The 17,752-nt window shown below is 63.5% G+C and carries 15 protein-coding genes; 7 read left to right on the plus strand and 8 right to left on the minus strand.

All coding sequences use genetic code 11. The features are described from left to right. Positions 1 to 47 precede the first annotated feature (47 nt). From B0E55_RS04795 to B0E55_RS04805, 3 genes are read right to left on the minus strand one after another with little or no spacing between them, the layout of a single operon-like run. Positions 48 to 2,309 carry a heavy metal translocating P-type ATPase gene (locus B0E55_RS04795; RefSeq protein WP_080909180.1) on the minus strand — a complete coding sequence of 754 codons (2,262 nt, stop codon included), beginning with the start codon at positions 2,307 to 2,309 and terminating at the stop codon, positions 48 to 50. Continuing rightward, positions 2,309 to 3,223, minus strand: coding sequence for a hypothetical protein (locus B0E55_RS04800; protein ID WP_080909181.1), 915 nt, complete (start codon positions 3,221 to 3,223; stop codon positions 2,309 to 2,311). Before B0E55_RS04800 ends, B0E55_RS04795 begins: the two co-directional genes overlap by 1 nt. Positions 3,224 to 3,230: 7 nt before the next feature. Beyond that, a complete protein-coding gene (locus tag B0E55_RS04805; RefSeq protein WP_080909182.1) occupies positions 3,231 to 3,440 on the minus strand; it encodes a heavy-metal-associated domain-containing protein in 210 nt (69 codons plus the stop codon). Positions 3,441 to 3,754: 314 nt separating this feature from the next. On the opposite strand from B0E55_RS04805, the gene B0E55_RS04810 reads away from it, so the two are divergent. Beyond that, a complete protein-coding gene (locus tag B0E55_RS04810; protein WP_003946232.1) occupies positions 3,755 to 3,958 on the plus strand; it encodes a cold-shock protein in 204 nt (67 codons plus the stop codon). Between the two features lie 97 nt (positions 3,959 to 4,055). Here B0E55_RS04810 and B0E55_RS04815 read toward each other — a convergent pair whose 3' ends face one another. Next, the gene (locus B0E55_RS04815; protein ID WP_019744696.1) at positions 4,056 to 5,024 is read right to left on the minus strand and encodes a helix-turn-helix transcriptional regulator; all 969 of its coding nucleotides are present in this window, start codon (positions 5,022 to 5,024) and stop codon (positions 4,056 to 4,058) included. Positions 5,025 to 5,120: 96 nt separating this feature from the next. Here B0E55_RS04815 and B0E55_RS04820 point away from each other — a divergent pair, with 96 nt between their 5' ends. The 4 genes from B0E55_RS04820 (at position 5,121) to B0E55_RS04835 (ending at position 9,755) form a co-directional block, all read left to right on the plus strand. Continuing rightward, the gene (locus tag B0E55_RS04820) at positions 5,121 to 6,116 is read left to right on the plus strand and encodes an ABC transporter ATP-binding protein (protein WP_080909183.1); all 996 of its coding nucleotides are present in this window, start codon (positions 5,121 to 5,123) and stop codon (positions 6,114 to 6,116) included. Positions 6,117 to 6,153: 37 nt separating this feature from the next. Further along, entirely contained in the window at positions 6,154 to 6,930 is a 777-nt protein-coding gene (locus B0E55_RS04825; RefSeq protein ID WP_019744694.1) for an ABC transporter permease, read from the plus strand. Positions 6,931 to 7,011: 81 nt separating this feature from the next. After that, a complete protein-coding gene (locus tag B0E55_RS04830; RefSeq protein WP_024487798.1) occupies positions 7,012 to 7,947 on the plus strand; it encodes a 4-(cytidine 5'-diphospho)-2-C-methyl-D-erythritol kinase in 936 nt (311 codons plus the stop codon). Further along, positions 7,947 to 9,755 carry an ABC-F family ATP-binding cassette domain-containing protein gene (locus B0E55_RS04835; protein ID WP_003946255.1) on the plus strand — a complete coding sequence of 603 codons (1,809 nt, stop codon included), beginning with the start codon at positions 7,947 to 7,949 and terminating at the stop codon, positions 9,753 to 9,755. The genes B0E55_RS04830 and B0E55_RS04835 overlap by 1 nt, the downstream gene beginning before the upstream one ends. Here the strand turns inward: B0E55_RS04835 and B0E55_RS04840 are convergent. Next, positions 9,752 to 10,171 (minus strand): TetR/AcrR family transcriptional regulator, encoded by a 420-nt coding sequence (locus B0E55_RS04840; RefSeq protein WP_050768616.1) that lies wholly within the window; start codon positions 10,169 to 10,171, stop codon positions 9,752 to 9,754. The two genes, B0E55_RS04835 and B0E55_RS04840, sit on opposite strands and share 4 nt — an antisense overlap. A gap of 218 nt (positions 10,172 to 10,389) precedes the next feature. Here B0E55_RS04840 and B0E55_RS04845 point away from each other — a divergent pair, with 218 nt between their 5' ends. Further along, positions 10,390 to 11,628, plus strand: a complete 1,239-nt coding sequence (locus B0E55_RS04845; protein WP_080909184.1) for an HNH endonuclease signature motif containing protein — start codon at positions 10,390 to 10,392, stop codon at positions 11,626 to 11,628. Between the two features lie 66 nt (positions 11,629 to 11,694). On the opposite strand, the gene B0E55_RS04850 is transcribed toward B0E55_RS04845, so the two are convergent. Next, a complete protein-coding gene (locus B0E55_RS04850) occupies positions 11,695 to 13,185 on the minus strand; it encodes an acetyl-CoA acetyltransferase (RefSeq protein ID WP_080909185.1) in 1,491 nt (496 codons plus the stop codon). Between the two features lie 139 nt (positions 13,186 to 13,324). Between B0E55_RS04850 and B0E55_RS04855 the strand changes: the two genes are divergently transcribed. After that, positions 13,325 to 14,149 carry a helix-turn-helix domain-containing protein gene (locus B0E55_RS04855; protein ID WP_003946247.1) on the plus strand — a complete coding sequence of 275 codons (825 nt, stop codon included), beginning with the start codon at positions 13,325 to 13,327 and terminating at the stop codon, positions 14,147 to 14,149. A 43-nt stretch (positions 14,150 to 14,192) separates the two neighbouring features. On the opposite strand, the gene B0E55_RS04860 is transcribed toward B0E55_RS04855, so the two are convergent. Together B0E55_RS04860 and B0E55_RS04865 are read right to left on the minus strand one after the other, a co-directional pair. Beyond that, on the minus strand, positions 14,193 to 15,950 hold the full coding sequence (locus B0E55_RS04860) for an ABC transporter ATP-binding protein (RefSeq protein WP_080909186.1): 1,758 nt from the start codon (positions 15,948 to 15,950) through the stop codon (positions 14,193 to 14,195). Next, a complete protein-coding gene (locus tag B0E55_RS04865) occupies positions 15,947 to 17,605 on the minus strand; it encodes an ABC transporter ATP-binding protein (RefSeq protein WP_230091197.1) in 1,659 nt (552 codons plus the stop codon). Before B0E55_RS04865 ends, B0E55_RS04860 begins: the two co-directional genes overlap by 4 nt. Positions 17,606 to 17,752: the final 147 nt, after the last annotated feature.

Below are 17,752 nucleotides of genomic sequence, written 5' to 3' on the forward strand. Positions count from 1 at the left end.
GTTAAGGAGTGCAGGGACTCCCTAACCGCGCACAGGGGCTTGCCCCCTTACTTGAACCGCCGCAACCTCAGGCTGTTGCTCACCACGAACACACTGCTGAATGCCATTGCGGCACCAGCGAGCATCGGGTTGAGCAGGCCGGCCGCAGCCAGCGGGATCGCAGCCGTGTTGTAGGCGAATGCCCAGAACAGGTTGCCCTTGATGGTCTTGAGCGTCTTGCGGGACAGTCGAATTGCATCGGCTGCCGACCGCAGGTCACCTCGAACCAGGGTGATGTCGCTGGCCTCGATCGCAACGTCGGTACCCGTGCCCATCGCCAGACCGAGATCGGCCTGAGCCAGGGCCGCCGCGTCGTTCACGCCGTCGCCGACCATGGCTACGACGCGTCCTTCCGCCTGCAGCTTCTTGACGGCGTCGACCTTGTCCGCCGGCATGACCTCGGCGAAGACGGTGCTGATCCCGACCTGATCCGCCACGGTGCGGGCAACGGTGGCGTTGTCACCGGTCAGCAGAACCGGTTCGAGGCCGAGTGCCTTCAACTGCGCGATTGCTTCGGCGCTCGTGTCCTTGACCGCGTCGGCGATCACGAGGATGCCGTGCGCCTTGCCGTCCCAGCCCACCGCGATTGCGGTGCGCCCGGCCTTCTCTGCTTCAGCTTTCGCGTCACGGAGATTTTCCGGCAACGGCATCGACCAGTCGGCGAGCAGCGCGTCTCGGCCGGCGACAACGGCATGACCGTCGACCATTCCCTGCACGCCGCGACCGGCGACGTTCACGAAATCCTCGACCGCAGGCAATTCACCCACGGCTTCGGTCGCGCCCTTCGCGATCGCTGCGGCGATGGGGTGCTCGGAGCGATGTTCGAGTGCGCCGGCCAGCCGAAGGACCTCGTCGACGGTTGTTCCTTCGCCCACCACGGTGTCCAGCAATGTCATCTGACCGGTGGTGACGGTTCCCGTCTTGTCGAGCACGACGGTGTCGACTGCGCGCGTCGATTCGAGCACCTCGGGTCCCTTGATGAGGATTCCCATCTGGGCTCCGCGGCCCGTGCCCACCAACAGAGCTGTGGGCGTTGCCAATCCGAGAGCACAGGGGCACGCGATGATCAGGACGGCGACCGCAGCGGTGAACGCCATCTCGATGGGGTTGCCGGTACCGAGCCAGTAGCCCAGGGTCGCAACGGCAATCGCGATGACGACCGGTACGAAGATGCCGGCGATTCGATCGGCGAGGCGCTGAACTTCGGCCTTGCCGTTCTGGGCGTCTTCGACCAGTGCCGCCATCTGGGAGAGCTGGGTGTCGCTCCCGACGCGGGTGGCCTCGACGGTCAATGTTCCACCGACGTTGACGGTGGCCCCGACGACGGTGTCTCCGACACCGACTTCCTCCGGCACGGATTCGCCGGTCAACATGCTCATGTCGACGGCTGAGCGGCCTTCGGTGATGATGCCGTCGGTGGCGATCTTCTCGCCGGGCCGAACGATGAAGGAGTCGCCCGCTGCCAGTTCTTCGGCGGGGATTCGTACTTCGACGCCGTTTCGCAGTACCGCGACGTCTTTTGCACCGAGTTCCATGAGCGCGCGTAGTGCGGCGCCGGACGTGCGCTTGGACTTGTGCTCGAAGTAGCGTCCGGCGAGCACGAACGTGATGACGCCCGCGGCAACCTCGAGGTAGATGTTGGCGCTGCCGTCCATCCGGTCGACCGTCAGTCTGAACGCGTGTTTCATTCCCGCTTCGCCCGCGGTGCCGAAGAACAGTGCGTACAGCGACCAGACGAACGCTGCGATGGTGCCCAGCGAGATGAGCGTGTCCATCGTTGCGGCGCCGTGACGCAGGTTGACCCAGGCAGCCCGGTGGAAGGGAAGGGCCGCCCACACGATGACCGGTGCGGCCAGCGTGAGGGAGAGCCACTGCCAGTTGTCGAACTGCAACGCAGGAATCATCGCCATCGCGATGACCGGCACGGAGAGCAGAGTCGAGATGATCAGGCGGGTACGAAGCTCGCGCAGATCACGATCCTGCGGGGTTTCCGCATCCGGGTCGACGGTGTCGGGCGCGCTCGGCGGTTTCGGGAGCGCGGCAGCGTAACCGGCATTCTCGACGGCAGTGACCAAATCTTCGACGGGTACCCCGTCCGGGAAGGTGACCTTGGCTTTTTCCGTCGCGTAGTTGACCGTGGCTGTGACGCCGTCGATCTTGTTGAGCTTCTTCTCGATTCGTGACGCGCAGGAGGCGCAGGTCATTCCGGTGATCGCGAGTTCGACGCTGCTCGAGTTGGCAGCATTGTCGACCGCAGTCGGTGACGTCATCAGTGCCCTCCCTCGTGATTGTCTGGAACTGAAGCGGCGGAAGTGCCTGCATCAACAGTGAATTCGGCGGTGCGAACCACGCCCTCGTGCTGGAAGTCGAGGAACAGTCGGTATGTGCCTTCGCTCGGCGCCTGTGCGTGGAAGGAAACGTCAGGACCGGGAGAAGTGACGCCGTCGCCCGGTTCACCCTCGGGGTGAACGTGCAGGTAGGCGAGGTCGCCGGTGCGAAGCGCAACAAGATGACCGTAGGCACCGAGGTACGGATCGAGATCGGTGACCGGGGCTCCGTCGCGAGCAACGCTCAGCGTGATCGGGCCGCCGGCAGTGGTCAGATCACCGTCGAGAGTCACGGTGTATCCGTCGACGGTTGCGGTCGCGCTCTTCGCGGGCAGCGGCGCAGGAGTGAATTCGCCTGCCACGTCGAAGTTTCGGCCGAGTGTCAGTTGGGTGCCGTCGGTGGGATCGAAGTCCGCGAAGACTCGGTAGGTGCCGGCGACGGGCCAGGTCCAGTCGATCGACCAGGTGCCGTCTGCGGCGAGAGAAGGATGTACGTGGCGGAATTCGCTGGTGTCGTTTCGGACGACGATGAGGTGGAGCTTCTTCTCGTGCAGGAGGTCGAAATCGACGACGGGCTTGTTGGTGCTGTCGAGAATCCGGAAGGTCAAGGTTCCCGGCTCCCCAGCTCGACCGGGTGCGGTCACGTCGGTGAGTGTGTATCCGCCGGAAGAGACTTCGAGCCCTGCGGGTGTCGCCGAATCCATGCCTGGCATCGATTCAGCGGTTGATTCGTGGGTGCTGTGCTGGGTAGTGGACATGTCTATCGGGCTTCCGATTGCGGCCCCCACGCCGAGGGCGGCGCCGAAGACGGCGGCCAACCCTACGGCGTAGGTGGCAAGTGTTGTCGAGGTGCGCACGGCTGACTCAGCTTGGTACGACTGCGTAGCCGGCTTCGTCGACTGCTGCGACGACGTCGGCTGCGGAGACGGGGGCATCGCTGGTGACAACGACGCGTCCGCTCGCCAAATCGACATCCACCGCGGTTACGCCCGCGATGCTGCCGATCTCTTCCTTGACGGATCCGACGCAGTGTCCGCAGGTCATTCCGGAAACGGTGTATTCGGCGGTGGTCATCGCAGATCCCTTCGCTTGTGTAAAACTCATTTTACGGATACCCGGTGTAGGTATCTCCCTGGGACTGAAGGTACCCCCAGGGGGTATGCCTGTCAACGGGTTGGGCAGTGACGAAGGCCTCAGGGAAGACAACAGGGCGGATGTGTGGTCTACTTGTGTTGGTCGTAAGTGTTTGTGTTTGTGTTTCCACGCTCGCAAATGGTTAGGTTGCGAGCGTTTGGACATCCTCCACGGATTTGTCTCAGAACGGTCGTAGTAAGTGACCCGGGCGGTCGAAGCGACTGCCTGTTGACACTGTGTTAGAGGAGATTTACATGGCAGAGGGCATCGTGAAGTGGTTCAACTCCGAGAAGGGGTTCGGCTTCATCGCTCCCGAAGACGGCAGTGCTGACGTCTTCGTTCACTACTCCGAGATCCAGAGTGGCGGCTTCCGCACTCTCGAGGAGAACCAGCGCGTGGCGTTCGAGATCGGTCAGGGCAACAAGGGCCCGCAGGCCACCGGCGTTACCATCGTCTAAGACGTCCATGTGAGTCGGGCAACCGACGCATGACGTACTGACAAGACCCCAACTCTTCGGAGTTGGGGTCTTGTTGCATTTTGGGTGAAAAGTGCTCTCACGCATCGAGATAACGCTGAGCGGCCACTGCGGTTTCTGCTGCGATCGCGCGGCATTCCTCGCGGAGTTCGGGTGGATTCACAACGGTGAAATCGACGTCGAAGGCCCTGAGCCACATTGCGATCGACCGTAGGGAAGTGCCCGAAAGCACTATGACGCAACGCCCTTCGTCGGTGGACTCCACTGATCCCCACTGCTCATTGACCATTGGTGCTATCTGCTCGATGGGTGCATGCAGTAGAACTGTTGCGCGCGTGGAGGAATAAGCCCGGGCGACGCCGCGCGAAACGAAGTCTGCCGCGCCACCGGCCGGTAGTTCCCGCGGCGTGAACCGCGGACCGGTGGGAATCTTGGGTTCCATCCGGTCGACGCGGAACGACCGCCAGTCTTCGCGAGATAGATCCCAAGCCACCAGATACCACCGAACACCCGACCGTACGAGCCTGTACGGTTCCACCTCGCGTCGGCTCTGGGTGCCGTCGTGAGTGCGGTAGTCGAATCTCAAACGCTCGTGGTTGTGGCATACGGACGCGATGGCGGACAGTACCGACGCATCGACTGCGCTCGCGGCGGGCTCGCGTGGCACGACGTCGATCGACAGCGACTCCAGACGGTGTCGCAGCCTCGACGGCATGATCTGCCGCAGCTTCGCCAGCGCGCGCATCGAAGCCTCGCCGATGCCGACCACAGAGCCGGTCGCTCCGGACTGCAAAGAGAGCGCCACCGCGAGCACTTCTTCGTCATCGAGCTGTAGCGGGGGCATCTCCGCGCCCGCTCCCAGGCGATATCCACCGCCGACGCCGACCGTCGCGTCGACCGGGTAGCCGAGATCGCGGAGGCGGTCCACGTCACGTCTGACTGTGCGCGGGGTGATCGCGAGCTTGTCTGCGAGTTCGGCACCGGACCAGTCTCGACGTGTCTGGAGCAGTGACAGCAACCGCAGTAGGCGAGCCGATGTCTCCTTCATGGCAAGAAGTCTGCCAAACATTTAGGACGCAATGCGTCCTCAATTGAATTTAGGTTGGTCCACATCCGACCAGTCGAGAAGAAATTGGGGCACATCATGAGTCGCATCAACGACGGCAGACCGATGATCGAGACGGAGGCGCTCACCAAGCACTTCGCCCAGGGCAAGAAGCTCGTGGAAGCAGTCAAGGGAGTCACTCTCGACGTAGCGGAGGGCGAGTTGGTTGCCTTGCTTGGGCCGAACGGTGCCGGAAAATCGACGACGTTGCGCATGCTGACCACCTTGCTCGAGCCCACTTCCGGTACTGCGCGGATCGCAGGATTCGACATCGCTGCGTCACGAAACGAGGTGCGCTCCAGCCTCGGATACGTCGGACAGGGGAACGGAGCCGGCCACAACCAGCGGGTTCGCGACGAGTTGGTGACGCAGGGGTTGTGCTACGGAATGCCCAAGGGCGACTCGCAGGTCCGGGCCGACGAATTGCTGCGTGATCTCGAACTCACCGAGTTGGGTACTCGAAAGGTCAGTACGCTGTCCGGCGGGCAGCGACGGCGGCTCGATATCGCTCTGGGCCTGGTCCATCGCCCACCGCTCCTGTTCCTCGACGAGCCGACCACGGGCATGGACCCGCAAAGTCGGGCCAACCTCTGGGACCACATCCTGCGGTTGCGGCGCGAGATGGGCACCACGATCGTGCTGACCACGCACTACCTCGAAGAAGCGGATTCGATGGCAGAGCGGGTCATCGTCATCGACGAAGGCACTGTCATCGCGGACAACACCGCTGCCGCACTCAAGGCCGATCTTGCCGGAGATCATTTGTTGCTCACGTTCGACAACGCCGAAGCGGCCGCCATCGCGGCGTCGGTGGCCGAGCAACTTGTCACTGTGCGTGAGGTCACGGTCGAGGCAAGCTCGGTGAGTATCCGTGCCGGCGAGGGTGATTCGACGCTACCGGTATTGCTGCGTGAAGCCGATGCCCGCGGCGCCCGCGCAGTCACTGCCGACATCACCAGGCCGACTCTCGACGACGTTTTCCTCACTCTCACCGGCCGCAGCCTGCGCGAGAGCGCCGCCGCGGTTGCTTCCTAGAACTACGACGAAGAACTACGACGAACAGGAATCCGCCATGACAATCACACTCGATACCCCACGTAGCGCGCACGGCAACATTGTTCGAGACAGCGCGATCGTGATGGGCCGTGAACTGCGACCGATGTTGCGTGACCCGGTCAGCGTCATCTTCAGCCTCATCCAGCCGCTGATCCTGTTGGCCCTGTTCGGGCCTCTGCTCAAAGGGGTCCCGGGAACCGGCGACGGCGTATGGAATTGGTTCATCCCCGGTGTATTGGTGATGATCGCGATCTTCGGCACGACGATGACCGGTTCCAACCTTCTGATGGAGATGCAGCAGGGATCCCACGAGCGAATGTTGGTGACTCCGCTCAGACGCTCGTCGTTGTTGATCGGGAGGGCATGCAAGGAGATGGTTCCGCTTGCCGCGCAGGCGATTCTGATCATCCTTGTTGCGCTACCGCTCGGATTGGACGTCAATGCAGCGGGCGCTGCGCTCGGAATCGTCCTGCTGGGAGTGTTCGGCGTCGGACTCGGTGCGCTCTCGTACGCTCTCGCTCTGGCTGTGCGGGAGCAGGATTGGATGTTCTGGGTCGTTCAGCAGACGCTGATGTTCCCGCTCCTGATCCTGTCGGGAACCATGCTTCCACTCGACGACGCACCAGGTTGGATGAAGGTCCTCGTGAACATCAATCCGCTCGGCTACGTCGTAGACGCCGAGCGGGCACTCTTTGCCGGTGACTTCGCGTCGGGCAGCGTTCTGGCAGGAATCTTCGCTGCCGTCAGCGTGGCTGTGGTCGGGCTGGGGATAGGCGTGCGCGCGGTGAAATAGCGTGGGTGTGCTTGCTGTCGGATGGGGTGCGGCGGTCGCAGGTTTTCGCCCAGGTGTTCGCAGCGCCTATTGTTGTTCCTTGTGCTCTCCGTCGTTCCTCGCCCCGTAGTTGTCCGGGCCCCGTCCAAGGTGAATCTCCACCTTGCCGTCGGGGACCTGCGAGACGACGGCTATCACGAACTGACGACCGTTTTTCAGGCATTGTCGCTGGCAGACACCGTCACGGTGGCGCCTGCGGACACCTTGACCGTGCGGGTGATCGGCGACGACGCCGCGGCCGTACCGACCGATCGCACCAATCTCGTGTGGCGTGCCGCCGAGATGCTGGCGGCCGAGGGTGGCGTGGCCCCGAATGTCGAGATCGTCATCGAGAAGGGCATTCCCGTCGCAGGCGGTATGGCCGGCGGGAGCGCCGACGCGGCAGCCGCGTTGGTTGCGCTCAATTCGTTGTGGAAACTCGACTTCTCGCGGCCTGATCTCGACGCCTTCGCGGCACGTCTCGGGAGTGACGTTCCGTTCTCGCTGCACGGTGGCACTGCCCTCGGGACCGGTCGCGGTGAACAACTTGTCCCCGTCTTGACGCGCCGCACCTTTCACTGGGTGTTGGCGCTGGCCAAGGGAGGCTTGAGCACGCCGGTTGTCTTCCGGGAACTCGACAAGCTTCGCGCCGAAGGCACACCGAATCGATTGGGTACCGCTGACGAGTTGATTCACGCGCTCACCACCGGTGACCCTCATGTGCTCGCTCCGCTGCTCGGAAACGATCTGCAGGCGGCAGCACTCTCACTCAACCCGGATCTACGACGGACGCTGCGAGCGGGTGTCGAAGCCGGCGCTTTGGCCGGCATCGTCTCCGGCTCCGGACCGACGTGCGCCTTTCTCTGCGCCGACGCACAGTCCGCGGTGGAAGTGAGCGCAGAACTTGCGGGAGCGGGGGTGTGCCGCACCGTTCGCGTGGCGAGCGGACCCGTTCCCGGAGCACGAATACTCGACAATGCGGCAAAGGGACAGCACTGATGGCGAATCTGATCAATCTGGAAAACGTGTCGAAGTCTTTCGGCGTCAAGCCGTTGCTCGACGGGGTCTCCCTGGGCGTGGAGGAAGGCGAGCGCATCGGTGTCGTCGGCCTCAACGGCGGCGGCAAGACGACCATGCTCGAAGTCCTCGCGGGTGTGGAGCAGCCGGATTCGGGACGCGTGAGCCGCGTCGGCGGATTGCGCATGGCCGTCGTGACGCAGCGCGGTGTGTTGCCTCCAGGCTCGACGGTCGGTGAAGTGGTCCTGGGGCCGCTCGGAGTGGCTCAGCACGAGTGGGCCGGCGACGCGCGCATTCGTTCAGTGCTCTCGGGAATCGGCATCGACAACTTGGGCGCAGGCGGCGAGCGGTCCGCATTGGACGCCAAGGTCGACGGCCTGTCCGGCGGTGAGCGTCGCCGCGTGGCTCTCGCTGCGGCTCTGGTTCAGGACCTCGATCTGCTGGTGCTCGACGAGCCGACCAACCACCTAGACGTCGAAGGTGTTCAGTGGTTGGCCGAGCACCTCGTCTCGCGTCGCAGCGCGCTTGTCGTCGTGACCCACGATCGCTGGTTCCTCGACACCGTCGCCACCCGCACCTGGGAGGTTGTCGGTGGCGGCGTCGAAAGCTACGAGGGTGGCTACAACGACTGGGTGTTCGCCCGCGCCGAGCGTTCGCGTCAGGCCGACGCTTCCGAAGAGCGTCGACGCAACCTTGCGCGCAAGGAACTCGCATGGCTGCGCCGCGGTGCGCCGGCCCGTACATCGAAGCCGAAGTACCGCATCGAGGCCGCGGAGGCCTTGATCGCTGACGTTCCGGCACCTCGTGACGCGGTGGCACTTGCGTCCTTCGCCCAGCGTCGACTCGGCAAGGTTGTCATCGAACTCGAAGACGCGCGTCTGGAGACCCCGGACGGCCGCGTACTCGTCGAGGATCTGACCTGGCGGCTCGCTCCGGGGGAGCGTGTAGGCCTGGTCGGTGTCAACGGCTCGGGCAAGACGACTCTGCTGCGGACGCTGGCCGGTGAACTCGAGCCGGCAGCAGGCAAGCGCATTCAGGGGCAGACCGTCCACATCGGTTGGCTCAAGCAGGAACTCGACGATCTGCCGACCGACATGCGTGTACTCGACGCGGTCAAGGACGTAGCCGAGCGAATCACGCTGGGGGACAAGGAAGTATCAGCCGGTCAGCTGGCTGAGCGGCTGGGCTTCACACCGGCGCGTCAGCGCACCCCCGTCGGCGATCTGTCCGGTGGTGAGCGCCGCCGTCTGCAGTTGACGCGTGTCCTCATGGCCGAGCCCAACGTTCTGCTTCTCGACGAGCCCACCAACGATCTCGACATCGACACGCTTCAGCAACTCGAGGATCTGCTCGACGGCTGGGCGGGCACCATGGTGGTCATCTCGCACGACCGGTACCTGATCGAGCGCATCTGTGACACCACCTGGGCTCTCTTCGGTGATCGCAAGCTCACCAACCTGCCGGGTGGTATCGAGGACTACCTGCGTCGACGCGCAGCGATGGGGGACGGCGACAACCCGTCGGTGGCCTCGACGGCGAGTGGTGCGTCGAAGAGCAAGCAGGTCCGCGACGGTGCCGCGGATCGCGCTGCACGCAAGGAGCTTTCGAAGCTCGAGCGGTCAATTGCGAAGTTCGACGACCGCGAGAAGAAGCTGCACGCTTCCCTCGCCGACGCAGCCACCGACCCGGACAAGCTGCAGAAGCTCGGGGCTGAACTCAAGCAGGTCATCGCGGACAAGGAAGCCGCCGAGGAGCAGTGGATGGAGCTGTTCGCCGAGCTGGACGGCTAGGGGAACTTCGCTCCGAATTTCTTGAAGATTCGCTCTGGATCCACGCTCTCCGGTGCTTGCTCGCGTAGCAGTGCGTCCAGAACGACCCCGTCCAGTGCTGCGACCAACTCCGTTGCATCGGACGAGGTCATGCCGCGTTCGACCAAGATGTCGACAAACCGATCCCGACCACGCACCAGTTCCACTGCGAGGTCGGGATCGTGGAATGACGCGATGATCAGTTCGTAACGCGCCCGGGTGCGGCCGGATTCAGGCCCCAGCCACCGGGACACTTGTTGCTTCGGTGTCTCGCCTGGGCGAGGAAGATCGCCGTCCAGAAGGTGTCGCACCACCTCGACTATCAGTCCACGTTGATTTGCGAAGTAGTGCCGTGCGCTGCCGTGTGGCACGCCTGCCTCGTCTTCGACGCCTCTCATCGACCAGGCCCGAAACCCAATCCGGCCCGTCTTCTTCGACATCCTGCTCGTGCTGTGTGTTGTTGCGATTGTGTGTTTTGCGGGGTATGTCTTCTATCGCGTGATATTGGACGACTAGGTGAATGTTGATGTACTTCAGCAGGTCTCAAGTCTTGATGTTCCCGAAGTTGTCCGCTTTGTCTCTGGCTATCGAAAGTATGTTCGATTAAACTTTCGGCATGGACAGTCGGGATGCGTGGCAGCTGGATGGCGAGGGCCTTAAGAGTGAGGTTCTGGATCTGGTGCGTGTCCGGCACGAGTTGCAGTCGCGGATGGTGTTGCTGATAGTGGAGATGTTTTCCCGGGAGGTTCTCGGTGGGAAGGGTTTTCGGGCGATCGCGCAGTGGTTGCATGGTTCGACGAATCTGGAGATCGGTGAGTGCAGTCTGCTGGTCGGGTTGGCGCGGTTGTTGATGCTCGAACCCGTTGTGGGCGATGCGTTTCACCGTGGTGACGTTGATGCGTTGAAAGCGCGTCAGGTGGCGTCGTTTTGTCAGCATCCACCGAAGAACATGACCCTGGCGGATGTGGACAAGGCCCGCGGGATTCTGCTTCGGTTGGCGTCGAAGAAGATTGCCGATTGTGATGCGGTGCGGGCGGCGATTCGGCGGATCGAGAAGCAATTTGGCAAGCGTGAGGACGGTGTTGCGGTCGGGGAAGATTCGGAACGGAACGAGTTCTACGCCTCGAAAGGCTTGTACGGGCGGGTGTCGGTGAAGGGTGATCTGGATGCGGTGAACGGGGCGCGTCTGATCACGTTGTTGTCTAGCCTGTCGGCTCCGACACCGGAGAAAGACGGCGTCAAGGACACCCGCACGCCGGCATTACGACGGGCCGATGGGTTCTGCGAACTCCTGCGCCGGTACGAGCGAGCGGGGTTGGGCCCGATCGAAGGCGGAGTGAAACCACACATCACGGTCACCGCCAGCGCGAAAGACATGACGGACCTGCAAGCTTTGAAAGACCTCCTGCCGTCCACTGAGGAACTCGGGTTTGCGTGGACGGATTGGGTGGGTCCGATCAGTATCGATACTGCGCGGATGTTGGCGTGCGACTGCACCGTGACGCGGATTTTGTTGGATGAGAATGGTGTTCCGCTCGAGTGCGGTAAGGAAGCGAGAACGGCGACGGTGCCGCAGCGGCGGGCGTTGGCGGTTCGGGATGGTGGGTGTGCGTTTCCGGGGTGCGGGACTCCGTCGGGGTGGTGCGATGCTCATCATATTGTTCACTGGGGTGATGGTGGCCCAACAGATCTCGACAACCTGATCTTGTTGTGCGGTCATCACCATCGGACGCTGCACCACACCGAGTGGCGTGTCGAGATCGGCCCGGATCGGAAGACGGTGTTCTACCCACCGATGTCGATCGATCCGCACCAGCATCCGATCGGTGGGAACAGTCCGCCCACCGCGGCGTGAATCGCGACAACTGAAGACGTGAGCACCGGGGCACAAGCATGCCCCGGTGCTCACGGCTGTCGACCGTCAGAACGTGAGCGTGAGCTTCCCGTTCTCGTCGCTGATATGAACGGTCCGTCCGATCGCCGCCGGGTTGTCACCGCGAAGCTGGGTCAGTTCGGCGGCATTCTCGGGACCGGTGTGACCGGCGACGCGGCCGCCGTCCGGCGTTGTTGCAATCACGAACCCGATCTCAGGCTCCCCGGTGCGACCGTATTCGACAGAGGCAGTGACGATTTCTGCAGTGCCCTGGTAATCGGTGATCAGTTCCGGAGCCTCCGCGGTCAAAGCGCGTGCGTCGGGATCACCGACGTACCCGTCGGCATGAGCGGCGGCCGACAGCAGTACACAGTGCTGGTATGTGAGGAATCCACCGTTGGCGTGGACGAGGGCAAGGTTCGCGCCGTCGCGAATTCGCCTGGTGACTTCAGCGACGGAATGCAGGGTGTAGCTGTTGAGCGGTCCGCCGAAGAACGAGTGACCTCCGGTGACGCTTGGGATCGCGGTATCGGGAAGTCCGAGTTCGCGGATCAACAGCTTGGGCACGATCGGGAAGCAGCTGTAGGCATCTACGATGTCGAGTGCGTCGGCGCCGACTCCGGCACCATCGAGTGTGCGATGTACGGCGTCATGCATCGCGGCCGAGCTGTCGAAGCTGTTGCGGCTGAGGATGTCCAACGGATCACTCGCACCAGCGCCGCCCCAGAGGTACACCAGTTTGCTTTCATCGATCCCGAACTCGCGGGCCGTCGACAACGAGCAGACGACAACGGCCGCAGCCTGATTGACGAAGGGCATGGCGTTGAGCATCAGTGGGTATGGCTCGGAGACCATCCGATTGCCAGGTCCGACGGTGCCGATCTCGTCTGCCGATCGGATCTCCGACGTCCAGGAGGCGGGATTCTTCGATGCCAGCTCCGAGAATGCGGCATACATCTTCGCGGACCAGGCGAGCGATTCGTGGGCGCCGTGGCCCTCGGCAGCACTGAAACAGTTCTCGAAGAGCGGGTAGACGCGCGTCGGCACGATGAAACCGGCGCGCTGCATTTCAGGGCTTCCCAGGTCGGCCGGATCGAATCCGGGAGGCCCACCGGGCGCGGCTGTCCACCCGATCGAGTCGGGAGCGACTCCGGACTTTCGCAGCGCGGTGCTGCTGGCGTGCGATTCGCCGCCCACGAGCAGAGCAGCCGAGGATTCACCGCGAGCGATGGCCGCGCCGATCCGATCGAGGAGTGCCGCGGGCCAGTGGCCACCGATCGGCGAGGTAGAGGTGACCGTGGGGGTCGCGCCTAATCGTGAGGCAAGCAGCCCGGGGAGATCGTCGTACGACCAGCTGACCGTCTTGATCGCGAACACGGAATCGATCTGTGTTCCCAGTTCAGCGTGTCCACTGTCGTTCAACGCGGCGACGGTTGCGTCGTGAATCAAGTCAAGAGGTTCGCGGTGCCCGTCGGCAGGATTCCAGCGCAGATCGCCGACGCCGACGATGACCGGGATTCGTGATGCGTCAACCATCATGTACCTCTCGTTGCCGACCCGTAGCCGGGAGTTGCAGTCACGATATCGGGGACCCTGGTATGTGTAACTCTGGGGTCACAGTGAACAATTTTCGGGTTCCTATTTAGGTATGCCTAACGAAAGTCCTATACTCGTCTTCATGACAGCTGTGGCAGAGAGAATTTCGGTGCCCGTGGGGCCGCGTTCCATCGATCACCCCTACTCGATGACAACGGTGACTCTGAAGCTCTCTCATCAGCGGCAGTGGGCCCCGCATCGTCATCCTGAACATGAGCTGATCTGGGGAAACTCCGGTGGAATGCTCACGGTTGTCGCTGACGGCATCACCTGGGAGGTGCCGCCTTCGGCCGGACTGTGGCTGCCTGCCGGGGCGTTGCATGCCGTGAAGGCGGGCCCAGGTACCGAGTTCTTCTGCACGTACTTCCGGCCTGAGGCGCACGCCGCGCCGTCGGGTGTTCCGGGCTTGTTCGGTGTCAGCGCTCTGCTGCGTGAGGTACTCCTGCACATGCATCGGCGGAACATGCCCGACGAGGCGCGCAGTCGCGCCGAGCGGGTGGCCTTCGACATGTTGCAGCCGCTCGAAGTTGCTGCGGTGGAGGTTCCGATGCCGACCGATCCGCGAGCGCTGTTCGTTGCCGAAGCATTGGTCGCCAATCCGGCAGACCAGCGGTCGCTGTCCGAATGGGCGCTGACGGCTGGCGGTAGCGTCCGTACGCTGACGCGTGTGTTCGCTCAGGGCACGGGAATGACTTTTGCGCAGTGGCGAATTCAGGTTCGAGTCCGCGCAGCACTGACGTACCTGGCTGCTGGCGTGCCGGTTTCGGTTGTCAGTAGGCGGGTCGGATACGAAACTCCGAGTGCTTTTGTCGCAGTGTTCCGCCGGGTCACCGGCCGGACACCCGGCAGCATGATGAACAAGGGGAGTGTGGCTCCCGAATCGGTGCCGTATCTCCTGCACGCTTGAGTTGGGTTGCACCGGGCGGAAGTGCCCGGTGCAACCGTCGCGGTCAACGCCGCGGCGCGGACCACGCTTCCCACAGTTCCGCGTACCGACCCCCGAGGTTGACCAACTCGTCGTGAGAGCCGTGCTCTACGACGCGGCCGTCGTCCATCACCAGGATCTGATCGGCGTCGACGGCCTGTGAGAGTCGGTGTGCCACTGTGACAGCAGTGCGACCCCGGGTCAGAGCCAGAGCGGCATCGTCGAGGACCTTGGCTCCGGCGCTGCCCGCTTCGGCGGTCGCCTCGTCGAGAATCAGCAGCGGCGGATCCAGTAATTCGATTCTTGCCAACGCAAGTTGTTGGGCCTGTGTTGCGGTCAGCCGGTGTCCACCGTCTCCGACCACGGTTTCGAGTCCGTCCGGGAGTGCCCGCAACCAATCGGAGGCGCCGACGGTTTCGAGCGCTGCGATGATGTCGCTGTCGGTTGCCGACGGGTCGGCCAGCCGCAGATCCTCGGCCAACGTGCCGGCAAAGACGTGGACCTCCTGAGTCACGAGGGCCACCGCGCTCCGAGAGGTCGACGGTGGCAGTTCGTTCCGGGGCACCGTCCCGATCTTCACGACGCCTTCGGTCGGTTCGTAGGTCCCCGCGACCAGTTTTGCGACTGTCGATTTTCCGGCTCCGGTAGCGCCCACCAGCGCCGTGACGGTTCCTGCCGGAAGGGTGATGTGGATGTCTCGCAGAACAGGAGCGTCGCCGCTTCGGTACGAGAATGTGACGCGTTCCAAAGACGCCGAGCTGTCGACAGGTTCCTGCGGATCGGTCGGTGCGGATGGCACGGGCGCAAGGGTGACTCCGACCAGGCGAGCCAACGCGATTGTGCCTTCCTGCAATTCGTCGAACACGCTGAGAACTGCGCCCACCGGATCGAAGAGGCGGTGGAAGAACAGGGCTGCGGCGGTCGCGGCGCCGATGCTGATCTGACCGTCCTTCACCAGCCAGAAGCCGGTGATCAGCACAGCGGACAGGCCGATGAACTCCGCGATGTTGAGCCGGCCGAAGAATCTGGTGCGTAGACGCGTGGTCAACAAGCTCAGGCGGACGGCGGCCATCGATCGAGATTCGATCTGTTCGAGATGCGGCTGGGCCAGGCGAAGCGATCCGACGGTGTCGGAGTTGCTCAGCGAGTCCAGGAGCTGTTGCGCACGTGCACCTTCCGCCTCCCGCTCCTCGCGGTAGACCGGTGCCGACCTCGAGAGGTACCAGCGCAGCGCCTGGATCTGGATGGGTGCGGCGATCACCGCGGCGACGGCGAATCGCCAATCGAGGCTACCCAATCCGATCAGCGTCAACACGATGGTCAGTGCCGCGGTGGCAAAAACCGGAAGTGCTTCGGATACGGCCCGAGTCACCAACCGCACGTCGCCGGTGATGCGGGAGACCAGGTCTCCGCGCCCGGCGCGTTCGACGTCGCTCTGCGGAAGGTCGAGAACCCGGACGACAACTTCTTCGCGAAGGTCGGCGACAACGCGCTCGCCGACGCCGGCGAGTAGGTAGTTGCTCACTCCGACGAGAAGTGACGAGGCAACTGCGATGCCGACCAACGCGAGAGTCAGTGTGCCGATGCGAGAGACAGCGTCGCCGTCTCCGTCGGTCACGGCGTCGACCATGGCGCCGAGGATCAGCGGTGTGAGCAGACCTATCGCGGTCGCGGCGGTCAGGGTGACGACTGCTGCGATCGCGGAGATCCGGTGGGGTCCCATCAACCGAAGTGCCGCGCGGCGAGCTTGTTTCGGTGTTGCGGTGGGGAGTAGTTCGTTCACAGCTCGATCACCCGATCGCAGATATCGAGCAGCACGGGGCTGCTGGTCAGAAGTATTGTGGCGTGCGCCCCGCGTACCTCGGCGATCCCGCGAGCAATGCGCGCTTCGGTGACGGAGTCGACGGCAGTGGTGGGATCGTGCAGCACCAGGACGGGAGCTTCGCTTGCCAGTGCCCTCGCCAACGCGATGCGCTGACGCTGTCCGCCGGACAAAGAATTCCCTTGCTCGGTGACTCGGGTGGCGAGGCCGAGCGGCAGTGCCGAGATCACTTGATCTGCGGCGGCCGCGGCGATGGCCTCGTCGTTGCGGCGACCGATCGGTGCGAGGGCGTCGATATTGTCGCCAACGGTTCCTATGAACAGTGCCGCGTCGTGCGGTGCTGCCAGAACGTGAGTGCGAAGTTCGTCGATGTGCAGCTCGTGAATGGCGTTGTCGCCGAGATGAATTGTTCCGCTCGAAGGCTCGATTCGACGCGCCAGTGCGTCGACCAACGCATCCGCCCATGCGGCATTCTCGGTGACGATGCCGATGATCTCGCCGCGTTTGACGTCGAGATCGACTGGTGACGCTCCGGCCAACACGACGTCGCGCAGCGTCAGGAACTCGGAGTGATTCAGGGGCACAGGTTCACCCGCGGGAGTCACAGCCTCGGTGGTCCCGAGAAGTGCTGCGACGCGGTTGGCGGAAGCACGCGCCCGTGCCAGGCCGGCGCCGAAGTAGATGATGTCGATCAACGGACCGCGAAGGAACTGTGCCAGACCAACCACGGCAACGAATTCACCGACCGAGATGCTCCCGGACGCTGCCATCCGTCCACCCACGTACGCGATGACAGCGAGGAAAGCGCCGGCGATCGCAACATTGGCGGCGGAGTACATCGCTTGGTATCTCTGTGCGCGAAGGGTTGCTTCCAGCGAAGTCCGGCTGGCTCCCCGATACCGCTGCGCTGCAGCATCTCCGGCGCCGATGCCGGAGAGGATTCGGAGTCCGGAGAGCAGATCTGCGGCCAGGGCACCGGCCTTGGCGCCCTGCCATTGATCGGTTTCGGCTCGGCGTTCGAGCGGCCGACTGACCAACTGCATGAGAGCCAGCACCGGGGGAGTGCCGAGGATGACGAGCAGGCCGAGTGGCACCGAAATCACCAGCAGCGAGATCGCGGCGGTCAGCACTCCGCAGGCGGCCGCAAGTTTTGTGCTCAGCGTGTGGGTGAATCCGGCCACCGAACCCGCGTCGGATGTTGCAATCGAGTAGACCTCGCCAGGCATGCGCCGCGGCGACATGCCGTGCGGATCGAGGCCTCGGCGCGCGATGTCCATCCGCAAGCGATGTGCACCGTGCTCGGTGACGGAATCGGAGATGCGTGCAGCGAAGCGCCAACTGAGCAACAAGCCGGTGAAGAGAATTCCGAGAACGAGGATCCACTTTCCGAGTGCGGCGGCATCGCTGGTCGCGACAGCACGGTCGATCACCGCACCGATCACTACCGGCACCAACGCTTCCGCGACCTGGTGGCCGGTGAAGCCGACGGACGCCGCCGCCAGCTTGGCTCCGCGACCTTCGGAAGCGATCGCGCGAGTGATTACCTGGCGCGGCGTGATCGCCGGGCCGGTTGGGGGACCGTTTGTCTCGGCCGAAAGAAGTGGTGTCGAAGGCACTGGGTCCACGCTAGGGATCGTGGGCGGTAGTCAGAAGTCACACCGGTGCCAATACTTGTCGTGAACAGGCCATATGTATTGCGTTGGCCGAATTGCGATAGTAGTTGGCCCCGTTGCAGCTGAGAAGGCATCGACTCATCGACAACA

Origin of the sequence: Rhodococcus sp. 66b, assembly GCF_002076325.1 — a bacterium.
GTDB classification, from domain to species: Bacteria; Actinomycetota; Actinomycetes; order Mycobacteriales; family Mycobacteriaceae; genus Rhodococcus_F; species Rhodococcus_F erythropolis.

What these genes read in the sequence shown, in the direction of transcription:
- B0E55_RS04795 (WP_080909180.1), bottom strand. Translation starts at nt 2,309, where the DNA reads ATGACGTCACCGACTGCGGTCGACAATGCTGCCAACTCGAGCAGCGTC.
- B0E55_RS04810 (WP_003946232.1), top strand. Translation starts at nt 3,755, where the DNA reads ATGGCAGAGGGCATCGTGAAGTGGTTCAACTCCGAGAAGGGGTTCGGC.
- B0E55_RS04825 (WP_019744694.1), top strand. Translation starts at nt 6,154, where the DNA reads ATGACAATCACACTCGATACCCCACGTAGCGCGCACGGCAACATTGTT.
- B0E55_RS04815 (WP_019744696.1), bottom strand. Translation starts at nt 5,024, where the DNA reads ATGAAGGAGACATCGGCTCGCCTACTGCGGTTGCTGTCACTGCTCCAG.
- B0E55_RS04835 (WP_003946255.1), top strand. Translation starts at nt 7,947, where the DNA reads ATGGCGAATCTGATCAATCTGGAAAACGTGTCGAAGTCTTTCGGCGTC.
- B0E55_RS04805 (WP_080909182.1), bottom strand. Translation starts at nt 3,440, where the DNA reads ATGACCACCGCCGAATACACCGTTTCCGGAATGACCTGCGGACACTGC.
- B0E55_RS04850 (WP_080909185.1), bottom strand. Translation starts at nt 13,185, where the DNA reads ATGATGGTTGACGCATCACGAATCCCGGTCATCGTCGGCGTCGGCGAT.
- B0E55_RS04845 (WP_080909184.1), top strand. Translation starts at nt 10,390, where the DNA reads ATGGACAGTCGGGATGCGTGGCAGCTGGATGGCGAGGGCCTTAAGAGT.
- B0E55_RS04840 (WP_050768616.1), bottom strand. Translation starts at nt 10,171, where the DNA reads ATGAGAGGCGTCGAAGACGAGGCAGGCGTGCCACACGGCAGCGCACGG.
- B0E55_RS04855 (WP_003946247.1), top strand. Translation starts at nt 13,325, where the DNA reads ATGACAGCTGTGGCAGAGAGAATTTCGGTGCCCGTGGGGCCGCGTTCC.
- B0E55_RS04820 (WP_080909183.1), top strand. Translation starts at nt 5,121, where the DNA reads ATGAGTCGCATCAACGACGGCAGACCGATGATCGAGACGGAGGCGCTC.